Source organism: Mediterraneibacter sp. 210702-DFI.5.30, assembly GCF_020560115.1.
In the GTDB taxonomy this organism is placed as follows: Bacteria; Bacillota; Clostridia; order Lachnospirales; family Lachnospiraceae; genus Mediterraneibacter; species Mediterraneibacter faecis.
The window spans coordinates 1-15,477 of record NZ_JAJCME010000001.1 but is presented as its reverse complement, the minus strand read 5'-3'; the positions used below and the strand labels follow the sequence as shown (position 1 = coordinate 15,477).

The 15,477-nt window shown below is 36.1% G+C and carries 17 protein-coding genes and 1 tRNA gene; 15 read left to right on the top strand and 3 right to left on the bottom strand.

Annotation, left to right across the window (positions count from 1 at the left end):
- Positions 1–165 precede the first annotated feature (165 nt).
- The gene (locus tag LI126_RS00085; protein ID WP_227164586.1) at positions 166–771 is read left to right on the top strand and encodes a TetR/AcrR family transcriptional regulator; all 606 of its coding nucleotides are present in this window, start codon (positions 166–168) and stop codon (positions 769–771) included.
- Positions 772–1,295: 524 nt separating this feature from the next.
- Positions 1,296–1,372: transfer RNA gene (locus LI126_RS00080), tRNA-Arg, on the top strand.
- A 217-nt stretch (positions 1,373–1,589) separates the two neighbouring features.
- On the opposite strand, the gene LI126_RS15665 is transcribed toward LI126_RS00080, so the two are convergent.
- From LI126_RS15665 to LI126_RS00070, 3 genes are all read right to left on the bottom strand, one after another.
- Positions 1,590–1,712, bottom strand: a complete 123-nt coding sequence (locus LI126_RS15665) for a hypothetical protein (RefSeq protein ID WP_255651100.1) — start codon at positions 1,710–1,712, stop codon at positions 1,590–1,592.
- 178 nt (positions 1,713–1,890) lie between these two features.
- Positions 1,891–2,676, bottom strand: a complete 786-nt coding sequence (locus tag LI126_RS00075; RefSeq protein WP_055163319.1) for a hypothetical protein — start codon at positions 2,674–2,676, stop codon at positions 1,891–1,893.
- The gene (locus LI126_RS00070; protein WP_117861307.1) at positions 2,660–3,223 is read right to left on the bottom strand and encodes an RNA polymerase sigma factor; all 564 of its coding nucleotides are present in this window, start codon (positions 3,221–3,223) and stop codon (positions 2,660–2,662) included. The genes LI126_RS00075 and LI126_RS00070 overlap by 17 nt, the downstream gene beginning before the upstream one ends.
- A 440-nt stretch (positions 3,224–3,663) precedes the next feature.
- Between LI126_RS00070 and LI126_RS00065 the strand changes: the two genes are divergently transcribed.
- The 13 genes from LI126_RS00065 to LI126_RS00005 all read left to right on the top strand — a co-directional run bounded on the left by LI126_RS00065 (position 3,664) and on the right by LI126_RS00005 (position 15,220).
- Entirely contained in the window at positions 3,664–4,026 is a 363-nt protein-coding gene (locus LI126_RS00065; protein ID WP_147322155.1) for a DUF6017 domain-containing protein, read from the top strand.
- 14 nt (positions 4,027–4,040) lie between these two features.
- Positions 4,041–4,337 (top strand): hypothetical protein, encoded by a 297-nt coding sequence (locus LI126_RS00060; RefSeq protein ID WP_055166957.1) that lies wholly within the window; start codon positions 4,041–4,043, stop codon positions 4,335–4,337.
- Between the two features lie 7 nt (positions 4,338–4,344).
- The gene (locus LI126_RS00055) at positions 4,345–4,749 is read left to right on the top strand and encodes a hypothetical protein (protein WP_021650147.1); all 405 of its coding nucleotides are present in this window, start codon (positions 4,345–4,347) and stop codon (positions 4,747–4,749) included.
- A gap of 134 nt (positions 4,750–4,883) precedes the next feature.
- On the top strand, positions 4,884–5,861 hold the full coding sequence (gene bsh, locus LI126_RS00050; RefSeq protein ID WP_161286586.1) for a choloylglycine hydrolase: 978 nt from the start codon (positions 4,884–4,886) through the stop codon (positions 5,859–5,861).
- Positions 5,862–5,899: 38 nt separating this feature from the next.
- Complete coding sequence (locus tag LI126_RS00045) at positions 5,900–6,580, top strand: GTP pyrophosphokinase (protein WP_055166959.1); 681 nt, start codon at positions 5,900–5,902, stop codon at positions 6,578–6,580.
- Positions 6,581–6,615: 35 nt separating this feature from the next.
- Positions 6,616–8,175 (top strand): cardiolipin synthase, encoded by a 1,560-nt coding sequence (gene cls / locus LI126_RS00040; RefSeq protein WP_055166960.1) that lies wholly within the window; start codon positions 6,616–6,618, stop codon positions 8,173–8,175.
- A gap of 254 nt (positions 8,176–8,429) precedes the next feature.
- Positions 8,430–9,794, top strand: coding sequence for a citrate/2-methylcitrate synthase (locus tag LI126_RS00035; RefSeq protein WP_227164585.1), 1,365 nt, complete (start codon positions 8,430–8,432; stop codon positions 9,792–9,794).
- Position 9,795: 1 nt separating this feature from the next.
- Positions 9,796–10,221: a MarR family winged helix-turn-helix transcriptional regulator gene (locus LI126_RS00030; protein WP_006858455.1), complete on the top strand. Its 426-nt coding sequence runs from the start codon at positions 9,796–9,798 to the stop codon at positions 10,219–10,221.
- A gap of 175 nt (positions 10,222–10,396) precedes the next feature.
- A complete protein-coding gene (locus LI126_RS00025; RefSeq protein ID WP_055166961.1) occupies positions 10,397–11,830 on the top strand; it encodes a phospholipase D family protein in 1,434 nt (477 codons plus the stop codon).
- Positions 11,809–12,519, top strand: a complete 711-nt coding sequence (locus tag LI126_RS00020) for a response regulator transcription factor (RefSeq protein WP_003693048.1) — start codon at positions 11,809–11,811, stop codon at positions 12,517–12,519. The genes LI126_RS00025 and LI126_RS00020 overlap by 22 nt, the downstream gene beginning before the upstream one ends.
- A complete protein-coding gene (locus LI126_RS00015) occupies positions 12,519–13,562 on the top strand; it encodes a HAMP domain-containing sensor histidine kinase (RefSeq protein WP_015527718.1) in 1,044 nt (347 codons plus the stop codon). The genes LI126_RS00020 and LI126_RS00015 overlap by 1 nt, the downstream gene beginning before the upstream one ends.
- Positions 13,563–13,593: 31 nt before the next feature.
- On the top strand, positions 13,594–14,658 hold the full coding sequence (locus LI126_RS00010; RefSeq protein ID WP_227164584.1) for an FUSC family protein: 1,065 nt from the start codon (positions 13,594–13,596) through the stop codon (positions 14,656–14,658).
- Complete coding sequence (locus LI126_RS00005; protein WP_055053943.1) at positions 14,648–15,220, top strand: CDP-alcohol phosphatidyltransferase family protein; 573 nt, start codon at positions 14,648–14,650, stop codon at positions 15,218–15,220. Before LI126_RS00010 ends, LI126_RS00005 begins: the two co-directional genes overlap by 11 nt.
- The last annotated feature ends 257 nt before the right edge of the window (positions 15,221–15,477 follow it).

Sequence of the window (15,477 nt, the reverse complement as noted above, 5' to 3'; positions counted from 1 at the left end):
AACATTTGTTATGTGCTTTGTCAAACAAATATCGATGTTACATTTATCTTTTTTTATGCTATAATCATGTTACTGTTCACTCCCGTGTCAACCACACTGCCAAGAGACACGGATAATGCAGATTTTGTGAGTAATAACACAAATTCATTTCGAGGTGTAAAGAACATGAATGAACAAAAAAATACAACCAAAACACAGATCAAACAAGCTGCGATCCGACAGATTGAAAAGTTCGGAATTGATAAGACAAGTATGCGTTCGATTGCTGCCGAAGCCAATATGACAACCGGCGCGATTTATTATTACTATAAGAATAAACAGGATTTATTTGCTGAAATTGTCACTGATTCGATTCATTTTGCACATCGTATTTTTCATGAAAATAAAAAAGAGAAAATCACCGTAGATTCTCTCTTTTCTGATGTAGAAAAAGAAGCTCGGATTCGTTTCAAACGCCTTCAGGAAGAAAAGCTATACTTACTTCTATTATCAGATGCGATGAAATGTGATTCAGAATTTTCCCAGAAATATACCTCCGGATTGAAGTCGATCCTGGATCAGGCTGCTACGCTTTTTGCTTCTGCATTTGCACTTGATGATCGTAAGCTTGCAGAACAATTCGCTTCTATCTTTATGGCTACACTTGATGGATTCGCGATTCAACAGGTACTTCATGCGATTCCAAAAGATGATACTTCTTATGCAGATACGATTCTTGATTTCTTCACAACCTGCGTTCCGTATTATATTGAGAAACATAGAGAGTCTTGATAGGAGCAGTAAAGCCGATACAGGAAATGAATCCTGCACCGGCTTTATTTTCTTCTATCCCTTTCTTTTTATAACTTTCGAGAGCATATACATCATCCAGCATGTCGCCAATACCAGATAAGTGCCCACTATCAGTATTGCTAAAAGAGTTCCCTGTAAATAAACAGAATCCTCCACTGTTACGGCAACAATATAACTATCGTCCCGTCTCGTCATACATCTACAGTGTTTCCCATCTATTTTAACATGCTTAACAACTACTTGATTCTTGTCTACCTGTTCAGACGATATCCCGATTGCATCAAGTTTCTCTCGTATTTCCATCAACACGGTTCATTTCCAAATAGATGAAAAACGGTTGAGAATTTGTAGGTTCTATGATAAGATATTAACTGTGTCTGGAATACAGATACAATTGTTCCCTTAGTTAAATGGATATAACGAGGTCCTCCTAAGGAAGGCCGAGGCATTCCCCAAAGGGAAAAATCCTAGAAACCCAGTAAAATCAAGGGTTTGCGTCATGTGTCTCTGTAGCTCAGCTGGATAGAGCACCGCCCTCCTAAGGCGGGTTTTTGCGGGGGTTCGAATCCCCCCAGGGACGGTTCAAAGCGTTCGAAAATGTTAGCTGAATTAGCTGACAACGAACGCTTTTGTTATTTTCTAATCACATTCGTGACATAAAATTCCATTCAAAATGATCAATTTCCAGCTAACGCAATCCGATTTTTGTTAGCTGACAGCTAATCAAAATTACCGGTTTGCAAACATGGGTTTTAAGAAGTCCAGCTAACATTTTGGTTCCGCTCTGTTGTCACCCCTTATTGGGAGATGTAAATTTGATCTTCTGGTGTCTCTGCTGCGACCGCCGTAGAACATGCTACAGAAATTATCATTGCAAGAGAAAGAAAAAAACCAATCGTTCGCTTTAAAATTGTTTTCATAAACATTTACCTCCTTTACTTCCTTTATTTCCCACACTTCCTGTTACCTATATATACAATGGAACATTAAAAAAGTTGCATAATTTTAAAAAAATTTGAAGTTTCCTATAATAAAAAAATGAGAGAGAGTGCGATCACCTAACCTGGTAATCGCACTCTCTCTCATAACCGTTTTTTACTATTTAATAACTATTTTTCCTTCCTTTAAAGATATAGGATCTGAGCTTACACCTAAAAGACAGATATAATATTCTCCGGATTTTTCTGCAGTTAATTCAAAGGTTTGATTTAATTCTTTACGAGGCTCTGATTTTCCATCTAATATTTCACCGTCACAGATATAAAAATACATGATTCCCTGGCCATTTCCACCGTTTGTTTCCGCTTCATATTCCGTTGCCTGAATCATTAAGGTTTCTCCCTCATTTAATTTCCAGCCTGATCCGTCTTCCTGCTCAAAAATGACTAAATCATTGTTGCCAAATATAATTTCCGGAGTAATATATTGTCCGGCGTCACCGGATACAGCAAATTCTGTTATACTGTTTGGACTAATGCTTACGTTTTTGTATGATTTAATACGAGCTGTTGTTTCCCAAATTCCATCTGAAGGTTCATCCGGAACCTCTATCTCTTCATCAGCTCCTATTATCTGTCCTTCTCCATGAAGTCCTTTTCCAACTAAATGCCGGTTGCTGTCATCAATTAATGCTGCACCGTAGTTGTGAGCAATAGCAAGAATAGACGACATTGCAGCAAGAGCTGCAACCAGTAAAACACTCTTGATAGCAAAATGCCTTTTTCTCACGATTTTCTGATCATGGATCATATCTGTTACATCTTTACAAGTTCTATCTGAAGAAAACATATCATCGGTTTCATCATTAAACATATCATTTTCTTCTAATATTTCATAAGCAACATCTGAAATGTTAGTAAACATATCGTTATACGAAATTTTCATACTGATTTCCTCCTTCTTCCAAAAATTTTTTCATCTTCTCTTTGCAGCGTTTGAGTTTGCTTTTTACTGTGGATGCCGGAATACCTGTAATGCGGGAAATATCGGCTATTTTCTCATTTTGAAAATAAAACAGAACTAATATTAACTGCTCATCCTTATTCAGTTTCCTCAGAGCATTCGCCAGCAGTAATCTCAATTCAACCTGGTTAAAATCATCGGAAATATCTGCTATGACCTCATCATTTATCTGGTAATCTGGTATGCATTTTTTCTTTTCATTTATAGCTGTATTTCTGGCCAATGTGCCTAAATAACCTTTTATTGTAACGCTTTTCGATGGATCAATTTTATTAGCTTTATGCCACAAGGTAAAAAAGATCTGATTAACCACACCCTGAAGATCAATTTTATGAGAGTAACTGCCTAAGATACTGTATACAATTTTTCCGACATAAGCATGATATTCCGAAATTATTATTGCTAACGCTGATTCATCTCCTTTTTGGATTCGTCTAATTAGTTCATTCTCATCATAATAATTACTCAATACGTTCCACCTCCCACCTTCTTTTCATCTCTTTACCTTATATACAAAAGTCATATGAAAAAAGTTGCAGCCATCCATTATATTTTTACAAGTTTCCCTGTATACGGCTCGAGCCTTGATGACTACTAATCCTTTTATACATAAGTAGGATTAGCAGCGGCAACTCGATTCTTTGCTATTTTTCTTTTTCTCCTGATGAATTCTTTTCGTTTCTCAAAATATTCTATGTTCCTATAGGGATTCATTCCTTGTTTTAGCTTAGGATACCGGTTGATGAATCATTCCTTGTGTTATTATACACAAAGGAGCTGAGTACATACAATTGTAACCAGCTCCTTTGTCTTTTCCATTCTAATAATACTTACAAGAGTAATACAGAATCTAATCTTATCCTATCTGTGGCTCAAGAATCAGAAGATGATAAGATCAGATGTGATGAGATGGAACAGTATTCTATCTTGGAAGAGACAGTCAAACAAAATATCGATTATGATGTTCTTTTGCAGAGTTACCCAAACGAAGTACAACTCGTACAGGGAATCTATGAGTTGATTGTTGAGACTGTAGCATACACTGGAAAAAAGTTAGTGATTGCCAGTAATGAACTACCAACAGAATTTGTTAAAAATCGATTCATGAAACTAAACTTCATGCATATCCAGTATGTAATTTCCAGCATGAAGAAAAATACAACCGAAATCAAGAACATTAAGAAATATTTACTCGCTGCATTGTATAATGCTCCGGCAACCATGCAGGGATATTACCAGGCAGAGGTGAACCATGATATGCAGGACTGGTAAGATAGGAGGTACACATGTTTATTTTAAAACTTGCTGGGAAGATATTATTACTGCCAGTATGGCTGATCCTTTTTGTGATCGGCCTAGCAGTGAAGATGACAGTACAGACTTATGCGGTTGTCAGGGGAATCCTTGGGTTTCTATTCACTTTGCTGATTATAGCGACTGCATACTGTTATCATGACTGGGTACAGGTTGCATTTCTATTTTCGCTGAGTGTAATTCTGTATCTGATCCTGTTTGCAGGAGTATTCGTGGACACTGTACTGGACATGACAAGAGAACGTATTATTGATTTTATTATATCGTGAGGAGGATATGAAAATGAGCGAAAACAATGATTATATTCAGTTACCACCACTTAAAAAAGACACACCGTCCGATGTGGTAGCATTTATGTGGGAGTACATGAAAGTACCGGAGAATTCAAGAGAAAAAGTTAAGAATTTGCTTAAAGATGCAAATGAAAATGGCGTAAAATTAAGTCATCAGGCACCAACACTGTATGATGTTGTCCCAAAAGAAGAAATTGCTGAATTTGAAGAGCTTATGCGCAAAACCATAGCTGACATTGTATCAGAAGCCAGTAGCGTTGCCTGTTGGGTGTATGTGCAGAAATATGTGAAGCACAAAACCCTAAACGAAATGCTGCAAGAATTGCCAGACGTAGGTCAATTCATCCTAGCTATGGATACCTGGTTTGAAAAACTGATGGAGAAATAATCTAGGAAAATAGTTTAAAGTTTACATGTTATGATCATGTATGAAGTTGGAACAAAGTAAAAGAATTGTGCTATAATATTGTTCAAGAAAAAGCTCATTGACATATTTCAATCTATTTAGGAGGATAAACGATCATGTGTACAGCAGCAACTTATAAAACAAAAGATTTTTACTTTGGACGAACCCTCGATTATGAATTCTCTTATGGTGATCAGATAGTAATTACACCACGTAATTATGCGTTTAATTTTCGCCATGTTGGCGATATGAAAAATCATTATGCAATTATTGGAATGGCTCATGTTGCTGAGGATTATCCTTTGTATTATGATGCTATGAATGAAAAAGGAGTGGCAATGGCAGGACTGAATTTTGTCGGAAATGCTGTTTATGCTGCGCTTAAGCCAGATGTGGAAAATATTGCACAGTTTGAATTTATTCCGTGGATTTTAAGTCAGTGTTCTTCTTTAGTTGAAGTTCGCGAGCTTCTTGAACGAATTAATATTGTTAATACTCCTTTCAGCGAGCAATTACCATTAGCACAATTACACTGGATCATTTCTGATGAGAATGAGTCAATTACGGTAGAATCTATGTCAGATGGTTTGCATATTTATGACAATCCAGTAGGAGTGCTTACGAATAATCCACCATTTCCACAGCAGATGTTTCAACTAAATAATTATATGTATTTATCTCCTAAACAGCCCAGAAATACTTTCTGCGAAAATTTGGCTCTTGATGCATATAGTAGAGGTATGGGAGGATTAGGTCTTCCGGGAGATCTCTCATCTTCCTCACGCTTTGTACGTGTAGCTTTTACAAAGGTAAATGCAATTTCAGGTGAATCAGAGGAAGAAAGCGTTAGCCAATTCTTCCACATTCTCGGATCTGTGGATCAGCAACGAGGATGTTGCGAAGTAGCGGATGGAAAATATGAAATCACATTGTATACGTCGTGTTGTAATGTTACAAAAGGTATTTATTATTACAATACTTATGAAAACCATCAGATCAGTGCAGTAGATATGCATGTAGAAAATCTGGATAGTGATAAAATGATTTGTTATCCAGTAATTCAAGGAGAACGAATCAACTATCAAAATAAATAATGTTTTGAAATCAGGGATGAGGTAGAAAGGAAAGTTCCATGACAAAAGATGAAGTAAAAAAACTCGGGATGAACAGTCCGGAATCACTACAGTTTTTAAATAATGCTACAAAATTTTATAATTTAATGATGATGTATCGTTGTGCTATTCGGGAGATACAAACTAAACTTGAGGTTTTGGATGATGAATTTTCAGTTGAGAACAATCGAAATCCTATTTCTTTTATAAAAACAAGAATTAAGCAGCCCAATAGTATTTACGATAAACTGCAGAAGATGGGATATGAATTTACAACAGAAAATATACAGACATATCTCAATGATGTAGCAGGCGTTCGAATAGTTTGTGCGTTTATTGACGATATTTATATGATATCAGATTTGATTACCCAACAGGATGATATTAAAGTTATTGAAATAAAAGATTATATAAAAAATCCAAAATCGAATGGTTATCGAAGCTATCATATGATTGTTGAAATACCAGTATTTTTTGCTAAGGGTAAAACACCTATGCGTGTAGAATTACAGATTCGAACCAATGGTATGGATTTCTGGGCTACATTGGAACATCAACTTCGCTATAAAAAAGGAATTGAAGAAATGCCTGGCTATGATGAGATAAGTGAAGAATTACTTCATTCTGCAAGAGCTATCATTGAAGCAGATAATGAAATGCAGAGAATAAAAGACAAAATTGGTATGTTCCACGAAATTTAGGGAGAAAACTGAGCAAGTAGGAAGGTGGAATATATATGAAACAAGATACTTTAGAGGGCAAAGCAAAAACAAAAAATGGGGTAAAACGGCTGTGTTTTTCCATAATCTGCATTCTTCTGGAAGTGATTTTTATTATTACTATCGTAACACGCTTGAATGAATATGCAGAAATCATAAATTTATTTACAAGGATTTTGAGTGGGATCTTGGTTTTGGGATTGTACGCATCAAATAAGACATCCTCTATGAAAATGCCTTGGGTCATCTTAATTCTAATTTTCCCAATTATGGGTGTAGGCCTGTATTTGTTGATTGGTTTGAATGGTGGCACACATAAAATGCGTGAGCGATATGCAGAAATTGATAGCAAATTGTTACCAATGCTTCCGGACAGTCAGGAGTGTTTGAGCAAAATAAAAGAAACAATTCCGAAAGCAGGAAATATAGCAAGTTACATACAAAGAAATTCGCAGTATCCAATCTATCAGAATACGGATATTGTGTATTTTGATGAAGCAGTGAAAGGATTAGAGGCACAGCTTAAGGATTTGGAGAAAGCACAGAAGTTTATCTTTATGGAATATCATGCGATAGAAGACGCTGAAGCATGGCATAAGATTCAAGATGTTCTGGAAGAGCGAGTAAAAGCAGGTGTGGAAGTTAGAGTATTCTACGATGATATGGGTTCTATAGGCTTTATTAACACAGATTTTGTGAAAAAGATGGAGGCAATAGGAATTCATTGCCGTGTATTCAATCCGTTTATGCCAGGTTTAAATCTGTTTTTGAACAATCGTGATCATAGAAAAATAACAGTTATTGATGGAAAAGTCGGATTTACAGGTGGATATAATCTAGCAAACGAATATTTTAATTACACACACCCGTATGGACAGTGGAAAGATACAGGTATTCGTTTAGAAGGAGATGCTGTTCAGTCGCTTACGGTGACATTTTTGGAAATGTGGAATGCAGTAAGTGATAAGGATGCTAATGATTCTGATTTTAGTAAATACCTTTTCCACTATGATTATGCGGCACAGCAAACTGGGTTTGTTCAACCTTATGCAGACAGCCCTATGGATAATGAGCAAGTAGGAGAAGAAGTTTATATCAGTATGATAAATAAAGCTGAAAAATATTGTTGGTTTATGACTCCATATCTAATCATAACAGATGAAATGACGCATGCGTTATGTCTGGCTGCTAAGCGAGGGGTAGACGTAAGAATTATCACACCTGGTATCCCTGATAAAAAATTCATTTATAATATAACTCGTTCTTTTTATCATGGATTAGTTAAACATGGTGTTCGTGTTTATGAGTGGACTCCTGGTTTCTGCCATGCAAAAATGAGTGTGGCAGATGACTGTATGGCAACTTGTGGAACAATTAATCTGGATTATCGAAGTTTATATCACCATTTTGAAAACGGCTGTTTTATGGCAGATTGTCAGGCAGTTGTGGAAATAAAAAATGATCTGATAAGAACGATGGGAGAATGTCGTGATGTAACAGACCAATATCAAACCGGACGAAGTGCATATTTGCGACTGGGACAATTATTTATGAGATTATTTGCTGGATTGCTATAAGAATCTGATGAAACGACCTTTCAAAAAACAGTTGATTTAGAAGTTAACTGTTTTTGAAAGGCCGTTTTTGCTATATCTAACAGTCTGTTGTACAAAGAAGATTTTGCATGGATGAAAAAACAAACCTTGTTGAGGTTAAATTGAGTTTTCCATTGTATTGTATTGCTAATGAATAAGAATAAGAAAAAGAACAAACAATGCTGAATGCTCTGGAAACAAGAATATCTGAGTATAGTATGTAAGTTCGTAACAGAATGAAAGGAGCGATTAAAATGAGCAATTTGGAAAATTATATGAAACAGCAAGCAATTTTTTGTGAACAAAATGATAGCATTAGTAAGAATCTGTATTCAGAGTATGGTGTAAAAAGAGGCTTACGAGATGAAAAAGGCCAAGGTGTGTTGACGGGGCTTACAAATATTTCTGATATAAAAGCTTTTGAATATCGTGATGGAGTAAAGAGTCCATGTGATGGCGAGTTATCTTATCGTGGTTATAATATAAAAGATTTAGTAACAGGAAGTAAAGGAAAAAGGTTTGTCTTTGAAGAAGGAGCATATCTTCTTTTATTCGGAGAATTGCCAACTGATACACAGTTAATGGAATTTCAGGGAAGACTATCTGATTGTATGGAACTACCGACTAACTTTACCAGAGATGTCATTATGAAAGCACCTACATCAGATATTATGGGTTCTATGACTCGAAGTATTCTTACATTGGGCTCTTACGATAAGGAGAAAGAAAGTCTTGAAATTCCGAATGTGCTAAGGCAGAGTATGCAGTTGATCGCAGCATTTCCTATGTTAGCAGTATATGCATACCATGCTTATTGTCATTATGAAAAAAACGAAAGTATGTATATTCATAGACCTGAAAAAGATTTATCTATTGCTGAAAATTTCCTGCGCCTATTAAGGCCAGATACAAAATTCACAGAACTGGAAGCAAGAGTACTGGATATAGCATTATTGTTACATATGGAACATGGTGGTGGTAATAATTCTACATTCACTACACGGGTAGTAACATCTTCAGGTTCAGATACTTATTCTGTTATTTCAGCAGCAATGTCATCCTTAAAAGGAAAAAAACATGGCGGTGCAAATCTGATGGTAATGAATATGATGGATGATATTAAAAGTCATGTGAAAGATTATGAAGACGAAGAGGAAATTGCATCATATCTGAGTAAGATTTTGAAGAAAGAGGCGTTTGATCAGAAAGGCCTTATTTATGGAATGGGACATGCTGTATATTCTATTTCAGATCCGAGAGAAAGGGTGTTCAAAGGCTTTGTAGAACAACTCGCAAGGGATAAAGGACGTGAGAAAGATATGACCCTTTATAACAATATTGAGAAGATTGCACCTAAGTTGATTGCAAAGCAGCGTCAGATATTCAAAGGAGTAAGTCCTAATATAGATTTCTATAGTGGTTTTGTGTATGACATGTTGAATATTCCAAGAGAATTGTACACGCCATTATTTGCGATAGCAAGAATTGCTGGTTGGAGTGCACATCGCCTGGAAGAATTGATAACTACAGATAAGATCATTCGACCGGCATATAAGAGTCTAGTCAGCAAAAAAGAATATATAGAAAGAGAGGAACGATAATATGGGAGCAGGAACCAGTGCAGAGGAGTTTTTTTTAAAGAGCATCAATGTTGAAAGCATATTTGAATTTGTTGAAAGAACAGATTATTTGTTCCTTTATAGTATAAAGGAATGTGTTGAAAAATCAGACTGTCATGAAGGAGTATATCTTTCAGAAGTGGCAGAATACATGAAATTATCGATTCCAGAAACATCTAAGATGGTAAAAAGTCTTGAAAATAAAGGATATATTATCTGGAAATTAGATGAAAAAAAAGAAAGAACATACCTTGTTTTGACGAACAAGGCAATTGAATTAAGTAATTGTCAGAAAGAAAAAATGATAGAAGCTTATGAAAAAATCATATCGAATATACAAGAAGATGACCTGGCAGTTACACGGTGTACATTGAGAAAAATCCGACAGCTTATGGAAGAAATAAAATAGTGATTAATACAACGGAGTAAGAAAAGCTCCTTCATATATTAGAATAAAAATATGACTGTTTCTTTAAAAAGAAGCCGGTCATATTTTTTTATGAAAAATAAATTTTGTTGAGGTTAAATTGAGATTGACTTTGTATTGTATAAGTATGAAATAAAAAGGAATCAGGTGATGTACAATGAAAAAGCATAAAATATGTAAAATCCTTCTTGTTATACTGGCAATTTTTTTATGTGTGGCTTTTTATGAATTGCTCGGAATCTGCGTTGCATATAAAAAGCAGCCGGAAGTGTCCAATACAACCAAAAAAGAAACAAAAAATGGGTCATGGAACGAATGCAGTGAAAATACAGAACGGGCAGTAATCATAGAAAAGAATCCAGAAGCACTTTTACAAAGAGTGCGTTTGATTAAGAATGCAAAAAAGGAAATTATTCTTTCTACTTTTGCATTTCAATCCGATGAAAGTGGAAAATTGATTTTAGGAGCACTGCATGATGCGGCAGACAGAGGTGTACATATTCGTCTGTTAGTAGATGGAATGGAGAGCTGGATTGATATGGAAGGAAATCCGTATTTCTATGGATTATCTTCCCATGAGAATGTTGAAATTAAACTGTATAATAAGGCCAATCCGTTGAAACCGTGGAAAATGATGGGTAGAATGCATGATAAATATTTGATTGCAGATGGAAAGAGATATATTCTTGGGGGAAGAAATACATACAATTATTTCCTGGGGGATTTTCCGGGACATAAGAACTATGACAGAGACGTGTTAGTGGTTTGCGATGAACCTGAGAAAGAAAATTCAGTTAACCAGTTGTTAGAGTATTTTGAAACGATATGGGAACAAGAAGACAGTGGTTATTTTCATGACAATAAAAAACTGGCAAATAGAAAATCTGTAAAGAACGCAGTTTTAGAGCTGCAGAACGGCTATCAGAAATATTTTGAAGAGAATAAGGAAAGAATCTGCGATACCGATTACACGGACGAAACTTTTGAGACAGAAAAGATTGCATTAGTGTCAAATCCTATTCACACAGGTTCCAAAGAACCAGTAGTGTGGTATCAGTTGGGAGAATTGATGAAAAATGCAAAAAATCGTGTGAAGATCCACACGCCATATATTATCTGTAATGATATGATGTATAATACATGGGAGGAGATTGCAGAGAACGTTTCAGATTTTTCTATCATGACAAATTCAGTTGCGAATAATGGGAATCCATTTGGGGCTGCCGATTATGCGAAAAACAGAAATAGAATCTTAAGTACAGGAATTAATATCTGGGAATATGAAGGCGGTTATTCATACCACGGAAAAAGTATTCTGATTGACGATGATCTGTCTGTAATCGGTTCCTTTAATATGGACATGAGAAGTGCATATCTGGATACGGAACTGATGCTTGTAATTCGCAGTAAAGATATTAATAAACAGTTGGAAGAGGGCATGATGGAATATGAAAGAGTGTCCCGCCAGGTATTGGAAAATGGAACCTATCGTGATCCATATCATGTAGAGCCGATCGAATTAACAAAGAAACGTCAGAGAAAAATATTTTTGGTACAGCATCTGCTTGGATGGGCAAGGTATCTGTTTTAATAAGGAGGAAGGAAAACGTGTTTCAAATATTAATTGTAGAAGATGATAAAGAATTAAGCCAGCTATTCCAAAAAGTGCTTGAGAAGAATGGATATCAAGTCAAAAGTGCATCGGATGGAGCACAGGCATTAGAAGTATTGGATAAGGAATATATTGATCTGATCATTTCTGATATTATGATGCCGGTTATGGATGGCTATGAACTGGTGTCAGAACTTCGCTCAGCAGGATATCAGATACCAGTGCTTATGATCACTGCGAAAGGTTCCTTTGATGATATGCGCCAGGGATTTCTTTCGGGAAGTGACGATTATATGGTAAAACCGGTAAATGTGAATGAAATGGTTTTAAGAGTCGGAGCACTGCTTCGCCGTGCACAGATACTGAATGAACACAAAATTGTGATCGGTTCAACAGAGTTTGATTATGATGCAATGACGGTTACAACTGATAAGGAAAGTCTTGTTTTGCCTAAAAAAGAATTCCTGCTTTTATATAAGCTTGCAGCTTCGCCAGGCAGAACATTTACAAAACAACAGTTGATGGATGAAGTATGGGGATACGAGACGGAGGCAGACCCACATACGATAGAGGTACATATAGGAAGAATCAGAGAGCGTTTTAAAGATAACCCTGATTTTGAAATCGTAACAATGCGTGGAATTGGATACAAGGTGGTGAAAAAATAATGGAACAAAAGAAAGAAAAAAGATTGCGGATCCGATCCTGTCTGACTGGTGCAATCTGGCTGGCACTTGTATTTTCAACAGTCATATCTGCTTTATTATTTGCTTTTTTGAATCATTTTTTTAATCTGCCGGGCAGCATACCTGTGCTTGGCTGGCTTTTGATTTTCAATACATTGATTGCAGGGCTGATCACTTCCTTTATCAATGCAAAGTTACTGGAACCAATTACCAGACTTGGTAAAGCAATGAAGGAAGTTTCTCAGGGAGATTTTGAACAGCATTTGGAAACGAACAGCCGTATAGCAGAAGTTGGAGAATCTTATCAAAGTTTTAACGTTATGACAAAAGAACTTCGTGCAACAGAGGTGCTGCAGATGGATTTTGTATCTAATGTTTCTCATGAGTTCAAGACCCCGATTAATGCCATTGAAGGATATACAATGCTGCTTCAGGGAGAAGAACTGTCTCCGGATCAAGAGGAATATGTAGAAAAAATCTTATTTAACACCCAAAGACTTTCCGGATTGGTTGGTAATATTTTGCTGTTATCCAAGTTAGAGAATCAGAATATACCAATGAAAAAAACAGAATATCGTCTGGATGAACAGATCCGCCAGGCATTTCTTTCATTGGAAACAAAATGGACAGAAAAAGAAATTGGTTTTCAGGTAGAATTGGAGGAAGTTAAATATACTGGGAATGAAGGACTTTTTATGCATATCTGGATAAATCTTTTGGATAATGCGATTAAGTTCAGCCCTTCAAAGGGGACAATTACGATGTTTCTGAAACAAGAACAGGATTCTGTTAAGTTCATTCTGGAAGATGAAGGACCAGGAATAGAGGATGATGTAAAATCCAGAATATTTGACAAGTTCTATCAGGTAGATGGATCTCATAAAGCAGAAGGAAATGGCCTAGGTCTTGCACTTGTAAAACGGATTGTAGATAGTGCCGGAGGAACAATCAAAGCAGAAAACCGTGAATATGGTGGATGCAGATTTGTTGTAGAGCTTCCAATACAGAAAGATGAGGCCATATAAGTTTAAGAAAAACAGATAGAGGAGGAATTACATGACATTTTATCAGGAATTGCAGTTAAATCAGGCAGGTTCTAAAAATCTGTTGAAAAAGAGTGAAACAGTGAAAGAAAAATCATATCATATACTGCTATATTTGGTAAAGATAGCTGTTACAATGGCATTTTGTTTTTCATTTGTTACTATTTTCAGTATCTTATTTGGAAATGAGAATAGTATTGTGGGTGTAGTAGTTTTATTATGCCTTATGGTATTTCGGAATGCGGATCTGGGGATCCACACCGGACAATCTACGATGCTTTTGGCTTTGTTCTTTGTAATTATGACTGTATGTCCGCATTTAGCAAATCAGTTTTCACCGGTATTGGGAATGCTGTTAAATATTGCGGCACTGGCTGTGTTGATTCTGTTCGGATGCCATAATCCATTCATGTTTAATCAATCTACATTGGTTCTTGGGTATCTGCTGCTATATGGTTATGATGTTACGGGAAAAAGCTATCAGATGCGATTAGTCGGAATGGCTTTAGGTGCAGCACTTACCTGCTTCGTATTTTATCGAAATCATAAAAACAGAACTTATAAAAGAAATCTGAAAGATCTGATACAAGAATTTGATATCACTTCTTCCAGAACAAAATGGCAGATATGTCAGATTTTATGCGTACCGATTGTCCTTTGCATTGCAGAACTTTGTAATATGCCACGTGCAATGTGGGCTGGTATTGCGGCCATGTCCGCGATTTTGCCGTTTATGGAAGATATGCACTACAGAGTCCGTAAAAGGATTGTCGGAAATATTGCAGGTGTTATATGTTTTACAGTATTATATTTTCTGCTTCCTTCGTCAATCTATGCATATATAGGAATTCTTGGTGGAATCGGTGTAGGACTTTCAGCACAATATGGCTGGCAGGCAGTATTTAACACATTTGGTGCTTTAGCCATTGCTGCAGAGACTTATGGACTACAAGGAGCGGTTAGTCTTAGAGTGATTCAAAATGTTTTTGGTGTTGTGTTTGCTTTAGCATTTTGTGTTATATTTTATTGGTTTATGTCTAAAAAAAAGAAAAGTGAGGTGACCGTACATGCAGAGTGAAGTGAATCAGGAAGAAAATTTGAATAGAATTATTACGGTTCCTAATCTTCTTTCTTTTTTTCGGCTTTGTCTGATTCCGGTAATTATATGGAGTTATTGTGTAAAGAAAAATCCTCTGTTAGCTGGTGAAATCTTATTGCTGTCTGGTCTTACGGATCTTGCTGATGGATATATCGCAAGAAGATTCCATAGGATTAGTAATTTAGGAAAAATACTTGATCCAGTGGCTGATAAGCTGACACAGGCAGCGATGTTAATCTGTCTGTTTACTCGTTTTCCGCATGTGCTTCTTTTAATCGTAATAATGGCAGGTAAGGAGCTGTATATGGTAGTCAGTGGATGTCTTGTGATACAAAAGACAGGAAAAGTACATGGTGCAGACTGGCATGGAAAGATAGTAACCTTTTTATTATATGGAACTGCAGCGGTGCATATTATATGGTTCCACATTACACCGATGGTATCAGATCTGTTGATTGGTTTGTGCGCTATAATGATGGTCATATCGGTCGCTCTGTATATTATCCAAAATACCAGGACTCTTAAGGGAGAGACTGTATAAGCAATTTTATATTGCAATGACTAGAAAAATATTTAGGAGAAGATAGATATAAACAGTAAGTCAAACACACAAACTATGGAGTCTTTAGTCGGTTTAATAAAATTTAAAATAGAAAATAAATCATTATAAAAAGATCCTGTTCATACTATGATATATAGAACAGGATCTTTATTTACTTTATTTCGCCAGGAAATTGCTCTGAATCTCCATCGGCATATGATAAGCCTGGCCTCGTTTTGTCAGGCTGTATAGTTTAA